Below are 15,627 nucleotides of genomic sequence, written 5' to 3' on the forward strand. Positions count from 1 at the left end.
GTGGTCGAGCGGGTCGTCGTTCTGATCGTGGCCTCTGGCGCCGCCTGGGAGCCCGAGGCGCTCCGGTTGCTCGGCGACCACCCACGCATCGTCGTGCTCAAGCGGTGCGTCGACGTCGACGACCTGCTCGCCGCGGCCACCGCGGGCCAGGCCGACGTCGCGGTGGTCGGTCTGGACGCGCCAGGGCTGGACCGGACCGCCGTGGACCACCTGCGTGCCCACGCTGTGCGACCGGTCGCGATCGCCGCCGGCGGCGCCACCCTCGACGGCGGTCGGCTGCGGGCCGGACGGATCGGCATCCCGACCGTGGTCACCGACGACCAGCTCGCCACCCTCGCCGATGCCATCTGCTCCGACGACCGGCCGCCCACGGTGGTCCGGCGCCCGGTCGACCCGGCGCCGATCGGACCACCGGGAGGGCACGAGCCTGCGGCCGCCGGTCGGGTGGTGGCGGTCTGGGGGCCGGCCGGAGCCGGGCGCACCACGGTCGGAGCCGCGCTCGCCGCGGAGATGGCCCGACGGCGGCGCCGGGTCGTGCTCGTCGACGCCGACCCGTACGGCGGGGCGGTCGCCCAGCAGCTCGGCATCCTCGACGAGGTCTCGGGGCTGCTCGCCGCCGTACGCCTGGACGGCGCCGGACAGCTCGCGCAGCGGCTCGGATCGGTGCAGCGCGGCCTGGACCAGTACCTCAGCGTGGTCACCGGGCTGCCGCGGGCCGACCGCTGGGTGGAGGTCCGGAGCGGCACCGTGGAGCACCTGTTGTCCCTGCTCAGCGCGGGCGCCGAGGTCGTGGTCGACACCGGCTTCAGCGTCGAGGAGGACCAGGTCCCGGACCTGGGCGGCCGGCCCGGGCGCAACCAGATGACGCTCGAAGCCCTGAACGCGGCCGACGAGGTGCTGGTCGTCGGTGGCGCCGACCCGGTCGGGCTGTCTCGACTGGCGCGCGGGATCGTCGAGCTGCGCGAGCGCCGCAGTGGCCGGCCGGTGCAGGTCGTGATCAACCGGATGCGCCCGTCGCTCGGCTGGAGCGAGCGGGAGATCGTCGCAATGGTGTCGGGGTTCGCCCGCCCGAGTGCCGTGCACTTCCTGCCCGACGACCAGTCCGCGGTCGATCGAGCACTGGTCTCCGGGCGCACCCTGGTCGAAGGGGGCGACTCCGATCTGGGCCGTGCTGTGGGTCGGGTCGCCGACAGCCTGCTGCCCGAGCTGGTCGAGACCTGATCGAGACAAAACCCGGCGGCTCGGATCCCTCAGGCCCCGCCCGCCGCGGCCGAACCTTCCCCTGTGGGAACTCGATGACCTGGAGCCGGCGGCCGCCGAGATGGAGGCGCGCCTGCTGTACCCCAGCGGACGCCGTACGCCGGCCATCTCGCCGCTCCTGGGGTCCGTGGTCCCTGCCTTGCTGCCCCGGATGTCGCGAGTCGAGCTGGAGATGCTCGGCTCCATGCGTGGGCCGGTCAGCCCGACCGTGCTGCCCGCCGGAGCTCCGCCCGACCTGCTCGTCGGGCAGGTGCGGATCCGGGCCAGCCTGGTCCGCTTCTACCTCGACCTGATGCCCGGCCTCGACCGGATGCACCGCAACGGCGTCGACGCCCTCTGCGACGTCGCGACCGTGCTGCACCTCGAGCGCTGGATCCAGCCGGCGGTCGCCAAGGAGACGATGCGCCCGCTGCGTCAGCTCGTCGGCCCGGAGGGGGAGCTCGGGTTCGGCCCGGAGTACGACCAGGTGCTCGACGTACTGCACGGCATCGCCGACTTCACCGGCAGCTCACGCCGGGTCCAGGCCGTGACGCAGGTGTGGGCCAGTCGCCCCGAGCTCTACTGGGACGGCATCGCCGACACCTTCCTCGCCACCTCCAGCGTCACCGGCCGCCAGTCGTCGCTGCGGATGATCACCCGGGTCACCGCCGTCACGAGCGCGACCGTACGCCGCAGCCCGGTCTTCCGGGCGACCCGTCTGCGTGCCGCAGCCGTGATCCTCGCCGATGTCATCGACGATGACCTGGTGGACGCGGCGAGCGAGCCGTGGCTGGCCGGCATCTCCGCCGGCCCCACCCTGGCCTGAGCGCAGCCGGCCGTCAGCGGACCTCGAGCTGGACGATGACCTTGTCCAGGTGGTGCGACTCGACGTCGACGGTGCCGGGCTGGTCGATGCCCGTGATCGTCTGGGTGGACTCACCGGCGGGGTACTCCAGCTCCTGCTCGGGCGAGGAGTGCACGTGGATCTCGCCCGCCACGTCGGCCGTGATGTCGAGCTGGATGTCCTGGCCCGTCGAGACCTCGATGCGCTCGCCGTTCGGCGTGACGCTGTCGCCGTCGAAGGTCACCTTGATGACCTTGGGGTCGGACGACCCGGAGCCGGACGGGGTCTCCTCGTCCCCGCACGCGGTGGCGAGGGCGAGGGTGACCAACACGAAGGCGGCGGCTGCGAGAGAACGGCGCATGCTGTCAGAATCCCATGGTGCGCCAAGCGTCGGTACGGTGACCCTGGCGCCGGTGTGGGGCACCTGACGCTGACACACACAGAAGAGGGGCAGCACATGAGTGAGCGGCTACGCCCGCGGGATGTGGCTCTGCTGGCCGAGGAGTCACCGACGACGCCCATGCACAACGCAACGATCGAGATCTTCGAGCCCGGGGCCTCGGGCTTCGACTACCAGCGGCTGGTCGACCTGGTGCACGACCGCATCTCGTTCGTCCCGCGCTACCGCCAGCGGATCCAGACCGTCCCTGGCCGGATCGCCAACCCCATCTGGGTCGACGACGAGCACTTCGACATCGGCTTCCACGTACGCCGCTCGGCGCTGCCGCGGCCGGGCACCCTCGACCAACTGCGCGAGCTCGTGTCCCGGATCGTCTCCCGTCCGCTGGACCGCAGTCGCCCGCTGTGGGAGATCTACGTCGTCGAGGGTCTCGCCGACGGCCAGTTCGCGCTCCTCACCAAGTCGCACCACGTGCTCGTCGACGGCATCGACACCGTCGACATCGGCCAGGTGCTCCTCGACACCAGCCCGGACACCAAGGAGCTCGGTGCCGACGAGTGGCGGGCACGTCGCGGCCCCTCGCCGTTCTCGCTGATTGCCGGCGCGGTCAAGGACTCGGCCACCGACGTCGACACCGTCGTCGACACCGTGCGTACGACGACGGGCGCGGTGCTCCGCGGTGCCGCCGGCGGCGCCCGGACGACCGGCCGGGTGATCGACGCGCTGACGAACCGCACGCCGCGCTCCGAGTCGCCGATCATCGGACCCCTCTCGCAGCAGCGCCGGGTGGTGACGGTGCGCACCGACCTCGCCGACCACCGCAAGGTGCGCGAGGCGCACGGCGGCACGATCAACGATGCGGTGCTCGCGACCGTGACGGGTGCGCTCCGGGCCTGGCTGATGACCCGCGGCGAGTCGATGCGCGGGATCCGGAAGATCCGGGCGCTCGTGCCGGTCTCGGTCATCGACGACGAGCTCGAGGCGACCGCGCTCGGCAGCCCGATCGCGGCTCACTTCGTCGACCTGCCGGTGGGTGAGGCCAGCCCGCTCGTGCGGCTGCACCAGGTCTCCTACTCCTTCCAGGCCGACAAGGAGTCCGGTCGCGGCATCCCGGCGGCCCGGCTCGCCGGCATGAGCGGCTTCGCGCCGGCGACCTTCCACGCACTCGGCGCCCGCGTCGCCGGGGCCGAACGCCGCAAGGGCTACCAGCTCTGCGTCACCAACGTGCCCGGTCCGCAGGCGCCGTTGCACGCCGCCGGCGCCCGGATGGTCGCGACCTATCCCGTCCCGCCGCTCTTCGAGGGCCGGCCGTTGGCGATCGGCGTGACGTCGTACGACGGCGCGGTGTTCTACGGAATCAACGCCGACCGCGACATGCTGCCGGACGCCGACCTGCTCGGGCAGTGCGTCCGCGAGGCGCTCGACGAGCTCGTCGACTCGGCTGCCCCGAGCCGCAACCGGGCACCGCGTGGGCGGCGCAAGCGCAAGACCCCGGAGACGCCATGACGACCCGGGTCTACCTGCCGCTGACCATCGCTCTCCTCGCCGAGCTGCACGCCTCCGGCGAGACGCCGGTGACCGACGAGACCGTGGTCGCGGAGGACGACAGCGAGGACGGTGAGTACGCCGCGCTGATGACGGCCGCCGACGCCTCGACCGAGCTCCTGGCCGGGCCGGGTCGCCGCGTGGTCGTGGTGGCCGAGCTCGAGAAGGAGCCCGAGACCGGCTGGACGATCCCGCTGCGCCGGATCGTGGCCGTGCACGCGGATCCCCAGGACCGCCCGGTCGACGCCGATCCCGACGAGGACCTGGCCTGGTACGGCGTCCAGGAGATCCCGCATCTGTTCTGAAGACAGAGGGTTTGGGCGCCCGCGAGCGGGAGTGAGAGCATCGCAGGCATGGACGCTGTGACCACCCCTCCTGCACCGATCAATGAGCCGAACCTGACGTATGCGCCGGGCTCTCCCGAGCGGGAGGAGCTGCGCGTCGAGATCGAGCGGCTCGAGAAGAAGCAGAAGAATCTGCGTGGCTACGTGGGTGGCCGCTGGAAGGCCGGTGGCGGTGCCGAGGTCAAGGTCGTCCAGCCGCATGACCACCAGCATGTGCTCGGCGTGCTGAAGAACTCTACGCAGGCCGACGCGAAGGCGGCGATCAAGGCCGCGGCTGATGCTGCGCCCGGCTGGCGTGAGATGGACTTCGACGACCGCGCCGCGGTGCTGCTCAAGGCTGCCGATCTGCTGGCCGGTCCGTGGCGCCAGCGCCTCAACGCGGCCACCGTGCTGGGCCAGTCGAAGACGCCGTTCCAGGCCGAGATCGACTCGGCGTGTGAGCTGATCGACTTCTGGCGCTACAACGTCACCTACGCGCGCGAGATCCTCGCCGACCAGCCGATCGCGAACAGTCGCGGCGTGTGGAACCGCACCGACCACCGCCCGCTCGAGGGCTTCGTCTACGCGATCACGCCGTTCAACTTCACCGCGATCGCGGGCAACCTGCCGACCGCGCCGGCGCTGATGGGCAACACGGTCATCTGGAAGCCGTCGCCGACCCAGCAGCTCGCCGCGTCGCTGACGATGGAGCTGCTCGAGGAGGCCGGGATGCCGCCCGGCGTCATCAACATGCTGCCCGGCGACGGCCTCGAGGTCTCGGAGGTCGCGCTCGCCCACCCGGACCTGGCCGGCATCCACTTCACCGGCTCGACCCCGACCTTCCAGCACCTGTGGCGCGAGGTCGGCAACAACATCGAGCGCTACCGCTCCTACCCGCGCATCGTCGGGGAGACCGGCGGCAAGGACTTCATCGTCGCCCACCCGTCGGCCGACCCGGCCGTGGTGGGTACGGCGATGATCCGCGGCGCGTTCGAGTTCCAGGGCCAGAAGTGCTCGGCCGCGTCGAGGGCGTACGTCGCCCGCTCGGTGTGGAAGCGGATGAAGGACTCGTTCCTCTCCGAGATCGAGACCATCACCATCGGTGACCCGACGGACTTCACCCTGGAATCTGGTGCGGTCTTCATGGGCGCCGTCATCGACGACCGGGCGTTCGCCAAGCACAAGGCCGCGATCGCCCGGGCGAAGCGTCAGAACAAGCTCGACGTCATCGTCGGCGGCAAGCTGGACGACTCGGTCGGCTACTTCGTGAACCCGACCGTGGTGGAGTCCGCCGACCCGACCGACGCGATGTTCACGACCGAGTACTTCGGCCCGATCCTGGCCGTCCACGTCTACGAGGACGCCGACTTCGAGAAGGTCGTGCGCGGCATGGAGTCGATCGCGCCGTACGCCCTGACCGGCTCGATCATCGCCCAGGACCGGCGCGCGATCGCCTGGGCGCAGGCCGAGCTGCGCTTCGCGGCCGGCAACTTCTACATCAACGACAAGCCCACCGGCGCGGTCGTCGGACAGCAGCCCTTCGGTGGCGGCCGGGCCAGCGGCACCAACGACAAGGCCGGCGCCGCGGTCAACCTGCTCAGGTGGACCAGCCCGCGGTCGATCAAGGAGACGTTCGTCCCGCCGACCGACTACCGCTACCCCTACCTGGGCTGACCGTTGATCCCGATGCACATGGGTGCCCTGCACCCCTTCGAGCAGGCGCTGACGCTGATCCTGGCGTTCGGCCCGTTCCTAGTCCTCGGCGCGGTCATCGTGCACCGCCGTCGCCAGGATTCCGGTCGGGGGGTAGGTGCTGCCGCCGATGTTGGGGCTCCGACTGGTGACGTAGGTGTAGCCGCCACCGGGCGCGGTGACGACGCTGGTGAGGTACGCCGACCCGGACGGTGACGGCACCTTCTTGCCGGTGGTGATGTCGAGGAAGCGGGCCGACGACCCGTCGACGTACAGGACGTCGTCCAACGCCGTGAGCCTGAGCTCGGAGCGGTTGCCCCGAAAGCGCGCGGGGCGGAAGCGGGCGTCGAACCCCGACGTCGCCGAGAGCTTCACCAGTCCGGGGCGCGCGCCCTGGCCCCTCTGGAAGACCTGCTTGAAGATGCCCGAGGCATAGAGCGAGCCGTGATGTGCGACGACGTCGTAGACCGGCCCGTTGATCTTGGGATCGAAGCCGGGGCGCCGGTGGCCGGTGCGGGCGTCGATCCGGATCATGGCGGTGTCGGCCGGTCCGCCGTTGCTCGTGGTCCGCTTGAAGCTGCCGGCGACGACCAGGTCGCCGCGGACGCTGGTCATGGCCGTGACGTAGCCGCGCAGCGGGATCGGGTACGACGCGACCTTGCCGCCCTTCGGTCCGTAGACGTCGACCTGGTTGCGCGGGAAGTTCACGTCGCTATCGAGTCGCCGCGCGAGGTAGAGCCGGTTGCCGATCGTCGTGACCGCGCTGAGATTGCGGACGCGTCGGGTCAGGCGGGGGAGCAGGTCGCCGCGCCTCGGGTCGAAGGCGTGGATCCGTGTGGTGTCGGTCCAGTACGGCGGTCGCTCGCGGTCGTAGCCGGACCCGTGCGTCGTGGTGACGTAGAGCGCGGCCCGGGTGGGCAGCAGGTCGGCGTAGGTCTCGACGCTGTTGCGGAACCCCGGGTCGGGCTCGAGGGAGGATGCGTCGACGGCGGCGATGCCGTTGCTGCGGACCCAGTCGGTCATGAAGAACTTGCCGCCGACGAAGACGTCACCGCCGGAGAGCTCGACCGCGTTGACCGCACGGTTGTACCTCGGCAGTCCGGTGTCCTCGCGGGCGCCGGATGCCGCGTCGACGAACGCGAGCCCGTGGGCGGCCGTGCCTCCCACCGAGGTGAAGCTGCCGCCGATCCAGAGGCGATCGCCGTCCAGGGCGAGGTCGTAGACGCCGCGGGGCGTGGCGAACCGGTCGGTCTTGCCGCCCACGACAGGCGCGAAGCCGGGCACTGCCGCTCCGGTGGTGCTGTCGAGCGCCTGCAAGCGGGTGGTGCGGTCGGAGCCGGCGTACAGGACCGAGCCGGCTCGAAGGAGCGAGTGGTAGGACCGCTCCTTCTGCGCGCCGCCCGCCGGCGCGAAGGCGGGGACGCGGGCGCCGGTCGTGGGGTTGAGGGCAACCAGGGTGTCGGAGCCGACGTACAGCAGGCCGCCGCCGAGGGTCAGTGCGTGCACCGGGCTGCGGACCGGGGCGTTGAACCCGCCCAGAGTCGCGCCGGTGACGGGGTCGACGGCGGTGACCCGGTCGGTGCCGATGTACACGGCCGTGGCGGAGGCAGCGAGCTCGGTCACCCAGGTGCTCTGGGACGTCGCGAACGGGAGGACGCCACCGTTGGTGGTCGAGATCGCGGCCACGCGCTTGCGGCTCGTGCCGTTCACGCGGCGGAAGTCGCCACCGACGTAGAGGGTCGTGCCCTGCAGGGCGAACGCACTCACGAGTCCGTCGGCCACCGGGAGGAACGACGGGTCGAGTGACCCGTCGGCGAGCACGTGCGCCAGGCCGCCGGCGGCATGGCCGCCGATCCGGGTGAAGTCGCCGCCGAGGTACCAGCCGCCCGCGCCGTCGGAGACGACGACCGAGACCTGACCGTCACTGATCTCGGGGATCGGCTCGGACCGACCGGTGCTGCCGAGGCGATCGCCCGGCCCGGCGTACCGGCCGATCTGCTTGAAGCTGCCCTGGACGAAGAGTCGGTCGCCCTCGCGGGCCAGGTCATAGATGCTGCCGTCGGTGATGACGGCGCCGGCCGGCAGGCCGGCCAGCGTGTCCGGTGCGGCCGCCCGCGCCGTCTCGGGCGCTGCCCGCTGGGCGGCGGCGCCGTTGGTGCCCAGGGTGCCGGCCGCGAGGGCGAGCACGATCGAGGCACCGACGAGGCCGAGGACGGGAGCACTACCGGTACGCATGGTCGGACCTTAGGGGTGGCTGGACGACGGCGAGCCGATACCGCAGGACCGTGCGAGACGGTCCAGACCATGCGGTCAGCTGTCAGCCGGCAAGGTAGGCGCGGGCGACCTGCTCCTCGGCGCACAGCGCCTTGCGCAGCATCTCGGCGATCAGCTTCTCGATCTTGCCGCCGACCAGGGGGATGTTGACGGTGATCTCGACCGCGACGGTCTCGGTCGTGGTGCCGCCGTCCTCGGCGAGGCTGATCGAGCCGACCATCCTGCCGGGCTTGCCGGGGATGGTGACGTGGAGGTCGGCGTACTCCGCGGACGACCACTCCTCCCGCTGCACGATGTTGATCTCGGAGCCCACGAACTTGGTCGCGTACGACGGCAGGCCCGCCGCGGGCCGCACCTGGTCGACGACCGCCGTGGTGATGTCACCCTCGGTCCCGATCTCGAAGGTGCCCCGCACACCGCCCTGAGCGTGCATCACCCGGTCGCGGTACGCCGGGTCGTCGAGCATCGTGCTCACGTCGGCAAGGGCGGCGTCGTACGTCATCTCGTGTCGGAACTCCATCCGGTCATAGTGTCAGCCCATGACCGACGAGACCTTCGTGTCCTTTGGCGAGCAGGGCGCTCAGCTGACCTACGGCAGCTACCTCCGCCTGCCGCAGCTGCTCGACTCGCAGCACCTCGAGTCGGACCCGCCGGCGCACGACGAGCTGCTGTTCATCACGATCCACCAGGTCTACGAGCTGTGGTTCAAGCAGCTGCTGCACGAGGTGACCGCGGTGCGCGACGCGATGCTCGGTGGTGGCCCGGGATCAGCGCAGCGCGCCCGGCTGTGGTGGGCGCAGCACCTGCTCGCCCGGGTGCACGTGATCGAGCGGGTCCTGATCCAGCAGGTCGACGTGCTCGAGACGATGACGCCGCAGGACTTCCTGGAGTTCCGGCAGCAGCTGGCGCCGGCGAGCGGGTTCCAGTCCGTGCAGTTCCGGGAGCTGGAGTTCCTCTCGGGGGCGAAGGACGCGTCGTACGTCAAGCGGTTCAAGGGCCTGACCGCCGTCGAGCAGCAGCACCTCGACGCCCGGCTCGCCGAGCCGACGCTCTGGGACGCCTTCCTGGCGGTGGTCGGCTCCCTCGGGCTGGCAGTCGGCACCGATGAGGAGATCACGGCGTCGCTGCGCACGGTCGCCCACGACCGCGACCAGTACGCCGTCGCCTGGGCTCTGGCCGAAGCGCTGCTGCAGCACGACGAGCTGGCCGCGAGCTGGCGCGCCCGCCACGTCGTGATGGTCGAGCGGATGATCGGCGCCAAGTCCGGCACCGGCGGGTCGAGCGGCGCGACGTACCTCCGCTCGCGGCTGCCGGTGCAGTACTACCCGCTGCTGTGGGAGCTGCGCAGCGAGCTGTAACGGTGGGCCGTGTTGGCTCCGCGTGCACCGGCGTCCTAGTGTCGGATCGTGTCAACGACGACGCATGAGTCAGACAAGTCCGCCTTGCTCTCCCAAGCCATCGAGGTCGCCCACGGGGGAAGGGGGAGCGGGGGGCCACCCCACGACCTCGTCGACGCCCTCCTGCGGGCCTACTACCGCCGGATCGCGGTCGAGGACATCGACGGCAGGTCCGACGTCGACGTGTACGGCGCCTTCGCGTCGCACTACAAGCTCGCCGGCACCCGGCCGCAGGGCACCGCCCGGGTGCGGGTGTTCACGCCGGGCCCGAGCGACCAGGGGTGGTCGGCCGCCGGGCACTCGGTCGTCGAGGTCGTCGTGGACGACATGCCCTTCCTCGTCGACTCGCTGACGATGGAGCTCTCCCGTCAGCTGCACGACGTGCACCTGGTCATCCACCCGCTCTTCGACGTCGTCCGCGACATCACCGGCACCCTCCACGAGGTGCGGCCGGTCGAGCTCGGTGACGCCGAGGTCGACGAGGGTGAGGGCGTCCGCGAGTCGTGGATGCACGTCGAGATCGACCGCATCCCCGAGGGCGAGGACGTCAGTGCGCTCGAGGAGTCGATCCAGCGCGTGCTCCGCGACGTCCGGGAGGCCGTCGAGGACTGGGGCAAGATGCACGCCCAGGTCGCCGAGATCGTCCGGGAGCTCGGCTCGGAGCCGCCCGCCGGAGTCGGCTCCGACGAGGTCCGACAGACCGCCGACCTGCTGCAGTGGCTCGCCGACGAGCACTTCACGTTCCTCGGCTACCGCGAGTACCGCCTCGAGCATCACGGCGACGACGAGTACCTCCGCGGCGTCGCCGGCACCGGCCTCGGCATCCTGCGCGCCGACCAGGACATGACTGCCACCTCCGGGCGACTGCCCGCCGAGGCCGCCGCGAAGGCGCGCGAGAAGACGCTGCTCGTGCTCACCAAGGCCAACTCGCGCTCGACGGTGCACCGCCCGGCGTACCTCGACTACGTCGGCGTCAAGAAGTTCGAGAACGGCGAGGTGGTCGGCGAGCGCCGGTTCCTCGGGCTCTACTCGAGCGCGGCGTACACCGAGTCGCTCACCCGGATCCCGCTGCTGCGTGAGCGCGCCGACGCGGTGCTGAAGCGCATCGGGTTCGAGCCGATGAGCCACGACGGCAAGGCGTTGATGGACACGCTCGAGACCTACCCGCGCGACGAGCTCTTCCACACGACCGTCGACGAGCTCGCGCCGATGGCCGAGCAGGCCATGCACGCCCGCGAGCGTCGCCAGCTGCGGCTCTTCATCCGGCGCGACACCTACGGGCGCTACGTGTCGGTCCTCGTCTACCTGCCCCGGGACCGCTACAACACCACCGTCCGTGAGAGGTTCTCCGAGATCCTGCGCGACCGACTCGGCGGCGACTCCGTGGAGTTCACGGTCCGGTTGACCGAGTCGACGACCGCGCGGGTCCACTTCGTGGTGCACCCGCCGAAGGGCGCGGCCATCCTCGAGGTCGACACCGCCGACCTCGAGCGCCGGATGGCCGACGCCTCCCGCTCGTGGCGTGACGACTTCATCTCCGCGGTGATCTCCGGGTACGGCGAGGAGGTCGGAGCGGTGCTGGCCCGGCGCTACCACGACTCGTTCCCGGAGGCCTACAAGGAGGACTTCGCTCCTCGGATCGCCGCCGCCGACCTCGGTCGCCTCGAGGCCATCCAGGTCGGCGACGACGGCGCCGGCATCGACCTGTCGCTCTACGAGGACCTCGACGCCGGTCGCGGTGAGGCCCGGCTCAAGGTCTTCCGGATCGGGTCGCCGCTCTCGCTGTCCCAGATCCTGCCGATGCTCTCGTCGATGGGCGTCGAGGTGGTGGACGAGCGGCCCTACGAGCTCGATGAGCTGGACCGCCCGACCTACCTCTACGAGTTCGGGCTGCGCTACGGCGCCGGCATCCCCGACAACGCCCGCGAGCTCTTCCAGGACGCGATCCGCGCGGTGTGGGAGGGCTTCAACGAGATCGACGGCTTCAACGCGCTGGTGCTGGCCGCCGGGCTGAGCTGGCGACAGGCGACCCTGCTGCGCGCGTACGCGAAGTACATGCGGCAGGGCGGCTCGCCGTTCGCCCTCGACTACATCGAGGGGGCGCTGCGCAGCAACGTCGACATCACCCGGCTGCTGGTCCGTCTCTTCGAGGCGCGGTTCGACCCGGGCGTCGACCACTCGACGGCGGATGCCGAGACGGCCGTCGAGGAGCGCATCGTCCGGGCGCTGGACGACGTCGCGAGCCTCGACCACGACCGCATCCTGCGTTCGTACCTGACCCACATCCGGGCGACGCTGCGCACCAACTACTTCCAGCCCGCCCCCGGGGGCGACGGGCCGCGGCGCTACATCTCGCTCAAGCTCGAGCCGGATGCGATCCCGGACCTGCCGGCGCCGCGGCCGAAGTACGAGATCTTCGTGTACTCGCCGCGGGTCGAGGGGTCCCACCTGCGCTTCGGCGCCGTCGCGCGCGGCGGCCTGCGCTGGTCCGATCGCCGCGACGACTTCCGCACCGAGGTGCTGGGTCTGGTGAAGGCGCAGATGGTGAAGAACACCGTGATCGTGCCGGTCGGCGCGAAGGGCGCGTTCTTCTGCAAGCAGCTGCCCGACCCGTCGGACCGGGACGCCTGGCTGGCCGAGGGTGTCGCTTGCTACACGACCTTCATCTCCGGTCTGCTCGACATCACCGACAACCTGGTCGACGGCAGCGTCGCACCGCCGGCCGACGTGGTCCGGCACGACGGCGACGACACCTACCTGGTCGTCGCGGCCGACAAGGGCACGGCGACGTTCTCCGACATCGCCAACGGGGTCGCCAAGGACTACGGGTTCTGGCTGGGCGACGCGTTCGCCAGCGGCGGCTCGGTCGGCTACGACCACAAGGCGATGGGCATCACCGCTCGCGGCGCCTGGGTCTCGGTGCAGCGGCACTTCCGTGAGCGCGGCATCGACTGCCAGACCGAGGAGTTCACCTGCGTCGGCATCGGCGACATGTCCGGTGACGTCTTCGGCAACGGGCTGCTCTGCTCCGAGCGCACGCTGCTGGTCGCGGCCTTCGACCACCGCGACATCTTCCTGGACCCGGCGCCGGATGCTGCGACGTCGTACGCCGAGCGCAAGCGGCTCTTCGAGCTGCCGCGATCGAGCTGGCAGGACTACGACAAGTCTCTGATCTCCGAGGGCGGCGGCGTCTTCCCGCGCTCGCTCAAGCGGATCCCGCTCAACGACGCGGTCCGTACGGCGCTCGGCATCGACGGTGGCGTCGAGGCGATGACGCCTGCTCAGCTGATGAGCGCGATCCTGAAGGCGCCGGTGGACCTGCTGTGGAACGGCGGCATCGGCACCTACGTGAAGGGCTCGTCCGAGACCCACGCCGACGCGGGCGACAAGGCCAACGACGGGATCCGGGTCGATGGCGGCGACGTGCGTGCGAAGTCGATAGGTGAGGGCGGCAACCTCGGCCTCACCCAGCTCGGCCGGATCGAGTACGCCATCACCGGTGGCCGGATGAACACCGACTTCATCGACAACTCCGCCGGTGTCGACACCTCCGACCACGAGGTCAACCTCAAGATCCTGCTCGACCGGGTGGTCAAGGACGGCGACCTCACCGAGAAGCAGCGCAACCACCTGCTCGTGGAGATGACCGACGAGGTCGCAGAGCTGGTGCTGCGCGACAACTACGAGCAGAACATCGCGCTGGCCAACGCTCTCGACCATGCGTCGTCGATGCTGCACGTCCACGAGGAGTGGATCCGGCGGCTCGAGCGCGACGGGTTCCTGGACCGTGAGCTCGAGGGCCTGCCCCCGGCGAAGGAGGTCAAGCGCCGCGCCGACAACGGCGACGGACTGACCGCTCCTGAGCTGTCGGTGCTGCTCGCCTGGACCAAGATCGTGCTCGAGCAGGAGCTGCTCGAGTCCGACCTGCCCGACGACCCCTACCTCGACCTCGACCTGCGGGCGTACTTCCCGACCCAGGTCCGCGAGGGCTTCGGACAACAGGTGGAGCAGCACCCGCTGCGCCGCGAGATCATCGTGACGCAGGTCGTCAACGACCTGGTCAACGGTGCGGGCATGACGTACTGGCCGCGGCTGGCGGGGGAGACCGGGGCGACCGCCGCAGAGCTGACCCGGGCCAACTTCGTGGCGCGCGAGATCTTCGGCTCGCTCGACCTGCGCCGTGAGCTGGAGACCTTCGACAACCAGCTCGACGCGGCGGTCCAGACCCGGATGCGCCTGGAGATGCGCACCCTCGTGGAGCGCGCTTCGCGCTGGCTGATCAACAACCGCCGCCCACCGCTGGACAGCTCGGGGACCGTCGAGCTGTTCTCGGGCCCCGTCCAGCGCACCATGGCCGAGCTGCCCGACCTGATGAGCGGACGCGAGCTCACGGCGTACGACGAGCGCAAGGCGGCGCTCGAGGCCTCCGGCGTGCCGCAGGCGCTGGCATCTCGGATCGCCGGGCTCCCGCCGGCGTACATGCTGCTGGGCGTCATCGAGATCGCGCACCGTGAGGACCTGGACCCCGGCGTGGTGGCCCGGCTGCACTTCGCCCTCGGCGAGCGGCTCGGACTGCCGGCTCTGGTGCAGCGGATCCTGGCGCTCCCGCGCGCGGACCGCTGGCAGACGATGGCCCGGGCGGCGCTGCGCGACGACCTGCACGCCGTGCACGCCCAGCTGACCGCTCAGGTGCTGGCGCAGACGTCGGACGACGACAGTGCGGACGACCGCATCGCCGCTTGGGAGGAGGCCGAGACGGTCGTCGTGTCCCGGGCCACGGCGACGCTGGAGGAGATCTGCGCCGAGGAGCAGGCGGACCTGGCCCGGCTCTCGGTCGGGCTCCGGGTGGTGAGGGGCTTGCTCGCGTCCGGCTGACAGGGCTCCTGTGTCGGGTCAGACCGTGGTGAATTCGCGGTCTCGTACGGCGCGCAGCTCCACGACGGCGTCACTGCACGGCGTGCAGCCGCGGAGGTGGTCTTCCACTGCGGCGCTCCGACCCGCAGTCAGCCGAGACCGCAGCAGGGCCGGGAGGCTCAGTCGCAGCTCGGTGCACTGTTCATCTGGGCTGGTCGGCAGGTGGAGCGCGAGGTAGGCGTCTCGCAGCCCACCACGGGCTCGAAAGGCGAGCGCGGCGGCGGCGTTGGCGTTGATGCCGAGAGCATCGCCCACCTCGGCCAGTGAGCGTCGCTCCACGACCGTCCACCAGATCACCAGCTGCCACCGCGACGGCAGGCTGGACACTGCTTGGACCAGTACCGTCGACTCGGCGAGGATGTCGCCTCCCGGCGGCTCCTGGGGACTGGACCGGTCGCCGGAGGTGGCCTGCTCGATGTCGATCGACCAGTCGAGTCGCGCGCTGCGGCGTCCGACGTCGGCGGCTGCGCTGCGCACTGCGGTGATCAGGTATGCACGGAAGGAGACCTGGGGTCCGGCGCCGCGGTCGATCTGGTCGAGCACCTTCGTGAATGCCTCGGCCACGACGTCCTCGACGTCAGCGGGGCGGCACAGCCCGTGCGCGATCCGCATCGCCAGTGGCCGGTGCTCCCGGTATAGGGTGGCAACCGCGTCGTGGTCACCGGAGCGAGCTCGCGCGATCAGCTCCTGTTCGGCTGTCAGACCGTGGTCACCGGCGGCAGCGGTGATGTCTGCCCGAGACGGCGCCCCACCGGTGTTGCGGCTCTTCGCTCGTGTGTCGAACAGCTTCACGCGAATAGCATACGCATGTGCCTGCGGCACTGGTTCAATGGATGGCAGCGTTGTAGTAGTCGATCGTCACGCCTGAGCGCAGTCGTCAAGGCGCGGAACTGAGGCGGTGACCTGTGAGTATCAAGTGGCACTGGAGGCGCGGATCGCGGGCGTCACCTGCCTCGTCGGCCGTCAGTGTGTCCCCCGAGCTGCGGACCCATCTCCCGT

11 protein-coding genes are annotated in these 15,627 nt (G+C 70.8%); 7 read left to right on the forward strand and 4 right to left on the reverse strand.

Going from position 1 to position 15,627, the window contains the following annotated elements:
• Both ABEA33_RS06135 and ABEA33_RS06140 read left to right on the forward strand, forming a co-directional pair.
• On the forward strand, positions 1–1,221 hold the full coding sequence (locus ABEA33_RS06135) for a CpaE/TadZ family protein (RefSeq protein WP_345525812.1): 1,221 nt from the start codon (positions 1–3) through the stop codon (positions 1,219–1,221).
• 100 nt (positions 1,222–1,321) lie between these two features.
• Positions 1,322–2,065 (forward strand): hypothetical protein, encoded by a 744-nt coding sequence (locus tag ABEA33_RS06140; protein WP_345525814.1) that lies wholly within the window; start codon positions 1,322–1,324, stop codon positions 2,063–2,065.
• A 13-nt stretch (positions 2,066–2,078) separates the two neighbouring features.
• Here the strand turns inward: ABEA33_RS06140 and ABEA33_RS06145 are convergent, their stop codons facing one another.
• Positions 2,079–2,444: a hypothetical protein gene (locus ABEA33_RS06145; protein WP_345525816.1), complete on the reverse strand. Its 366-nt coding sequence runs from the start codon at positions 2,442–2,444 to the stop codon at positions 2,079–2,081.
• 96 nt (positions 2,445–2,540) lie between these two features.
• Here ABEA33_RS06145 and ABEA33_RS06150 point away from each other — a divergent pair, with 96 nt between their 5' ends.
• Genes ABEA33_RS06150 through pruA form a run of 3 tightly spaced genes read left to right on the forward strand, consistent with a single transcriptional unit; the run spans position 2,541 to position 6,025 of the window.
• Positions 2,541–3,989, forward strand: coding sequence for a WS/DGAT/MGAT family O-acyltransferase (locus ABEA33_RS06150; RefSeq protein WP_345525817.1), 1,449 nt, complete (start codon positions 2,541–2,543; stop codon positions 3,987–3,989).
• A complete protein-coding gene (locus ABEA33_RS06155; protein ID WP_345525818.1) occupies positions 3,986–4,333 on the forward strand; it encodes a DUF6912 family protein in 348 nt (115 codons plus the stop codon). Before ABEA33_RS06150 ends, ABEA33_RS06155 begins: the two co-directional genes overlap by 4 nt.
• A gap of 48 nt (positions 4,334–4,381) precedes the next feature.
• Positions 4,382–6,025, forward strand: a complete 1,644-nt coding sequence (gene pruA, locus ABEA33_RS06160; RefSeq protein WP_345525819.1) for an L-glutamate gamma-semialdehyde dehydrogenase — start codon at positions 4,382–4,384, stop codon at positions 6,023–6,025.
• A 78-nt stretch (positions 6,026–6,103) separates the two neighbouring features.
• On the opposite strand, the gene ABEA33_RS06165 is transcribed toward pruA, so the two are convergent.
• Together ABEA33_RS06165 and ABEA33_RS06170 are read right to left on the reverse strand one after the other, a co-directional pair.
• Positions 6,104–8,278 carry a PQQ-binding-like beta-propeller repeat protein gene (locus ABEA33_RS06165; protein ID WP_345525820.1) on the reverse strand — a complete coding sequence of 725 codons (2,175 nt, stop codon included), beginning with the start codon at positions 8,276–8,278 and terminating at the stop codon, positions 6,104–6,106.
• Between the two features lie 82 nt (positions 8,279–8,360).
• Positions 8,361–8,837 (reverse strand): DUF2505 domain-containing protein, encoded by a 477-nt coding sequence (locus tag ABEA33_RS06170; protein ID WP_345525821.1) that lies wholly within the window; start codon positions 8,835–8,837, stop codon positions 8,361–8,363.
• Positions 8,838–8,856: 19 nt separating this feature from the next.
• Here ABEA33_RS06170 and ABEA33_RS06175 point away from each other — a divergent pair, with 19 nt between their 5' ends.
• Both ABEA33_RS06175 and ABEA33_RS06180 read left to right on the forward strand, forming a co-directional pair.
• Positions 8,857–9,675: a tryptophan 2,3-dioxygenase gene (locus ABEA33_RS06175; RefSeq protein ID WP_345525822.1), complete on the forward strand. Its 819-nt coding sequence runs from the start codon at positions 8,857–8,859 to the stop codon at positions 9,673–9,675.
• Positions 9,676–9,723: 48 nt separating this feature from the next.
• Positions 9,724–14,589, forward strand: coding sequence for an NAD-glutamate dehydrogenase (locus tag ABEA33_RS06180; protein ID WP_345525823.1), 4,866 nt, complete (start codon positions 9,724–9,726; stop codon positions 14,587–14,589).
• Positions 14,590–14,607: 18 nt separating this feature from the next.
• Here ABEA33_RS06180 and ABEA33_RS06185 read toward each other — a convergent pair whose 3' ends face one another.
• Entirely contained in the window at positions 14,608–15,420 is an 813-nt protein-coding gene (locus tag ABEA33_RS06185; RefSeq protein ID WP_345525824.1) for a sigma-70 family RNA polymerase sigma factor, read from the reverse strand.
• Positions 15,421–15,627: the final 207 nt, after the last annotated feature.

Origin of the sequence: Nocardioides endophyticus, from assembly GCF_039543845.1 — a bacterium.
In the GTDB taxonomy this organism is placed as follows: Bacteria; Actinomycetota; Actinomycetes; order Propionibacteriales; family Nocardioidaceae; genus Nocardioides; species Nocardioides endophyticus.

Coding starts and splice junctions, on each gene's coding strand:
- ABEA33_RS06140 (WP_345525814.1), top strand. CDS start 1,322: ATGGAGGCGCGCCTGCTGTACCCCAGCGGACGCCGTACGCCGGCCATC.
- ABEA33_RS06145 (WP_345525816.1), bottom strand. CDS start 2,444: ATGCGCCGTTCTCTCGCAGCCGCCGCCTTCGTGTTGGTCACCCTCGCC.
- ABEA33_RS06150 (WP_345525817.1), top strand. CDS start 2,541: ATGAGTGAGCGGCTACGCCCGCGGGATGTGGCTCTGCTGGCCGAGGAG.
- ABEA33_RS06155 (WP_345525818.1), top strand. CDS start 3,986: ATGACGACCCGGGTCTACCTGCCGCTGACCATCGCTCTCCTCGCCGAG.
- pruA (WP_345525819.1), top strand. CDS start 4,382: ATGGACGCTGTGACCACCCCTCCTGCACCGATCAATGAGCCGAACCTG.
- ABEA33_RS06165 (WP_345525820.1), bottom strand. CDS start 8,278: ATGCGTACCGGTAGTGCTCCCGTCCTCGGCCTCGTCGGTGCCTCGATC.
- ABEA33_RS06170 (WP_345525821.1), bottom strand. CDS start 8,837: ATGGAGTTCCGACACGAGATGACGTACGACGCCGCCCTTGCCGACGTG.
- ABEA33_RS06175 (WP_345525822.1), top strand. CDS start 8,857: ATGACCGACGAGACCTTCGTGTCCTTTGGCGAGCAGGGCGCTCAGCTG.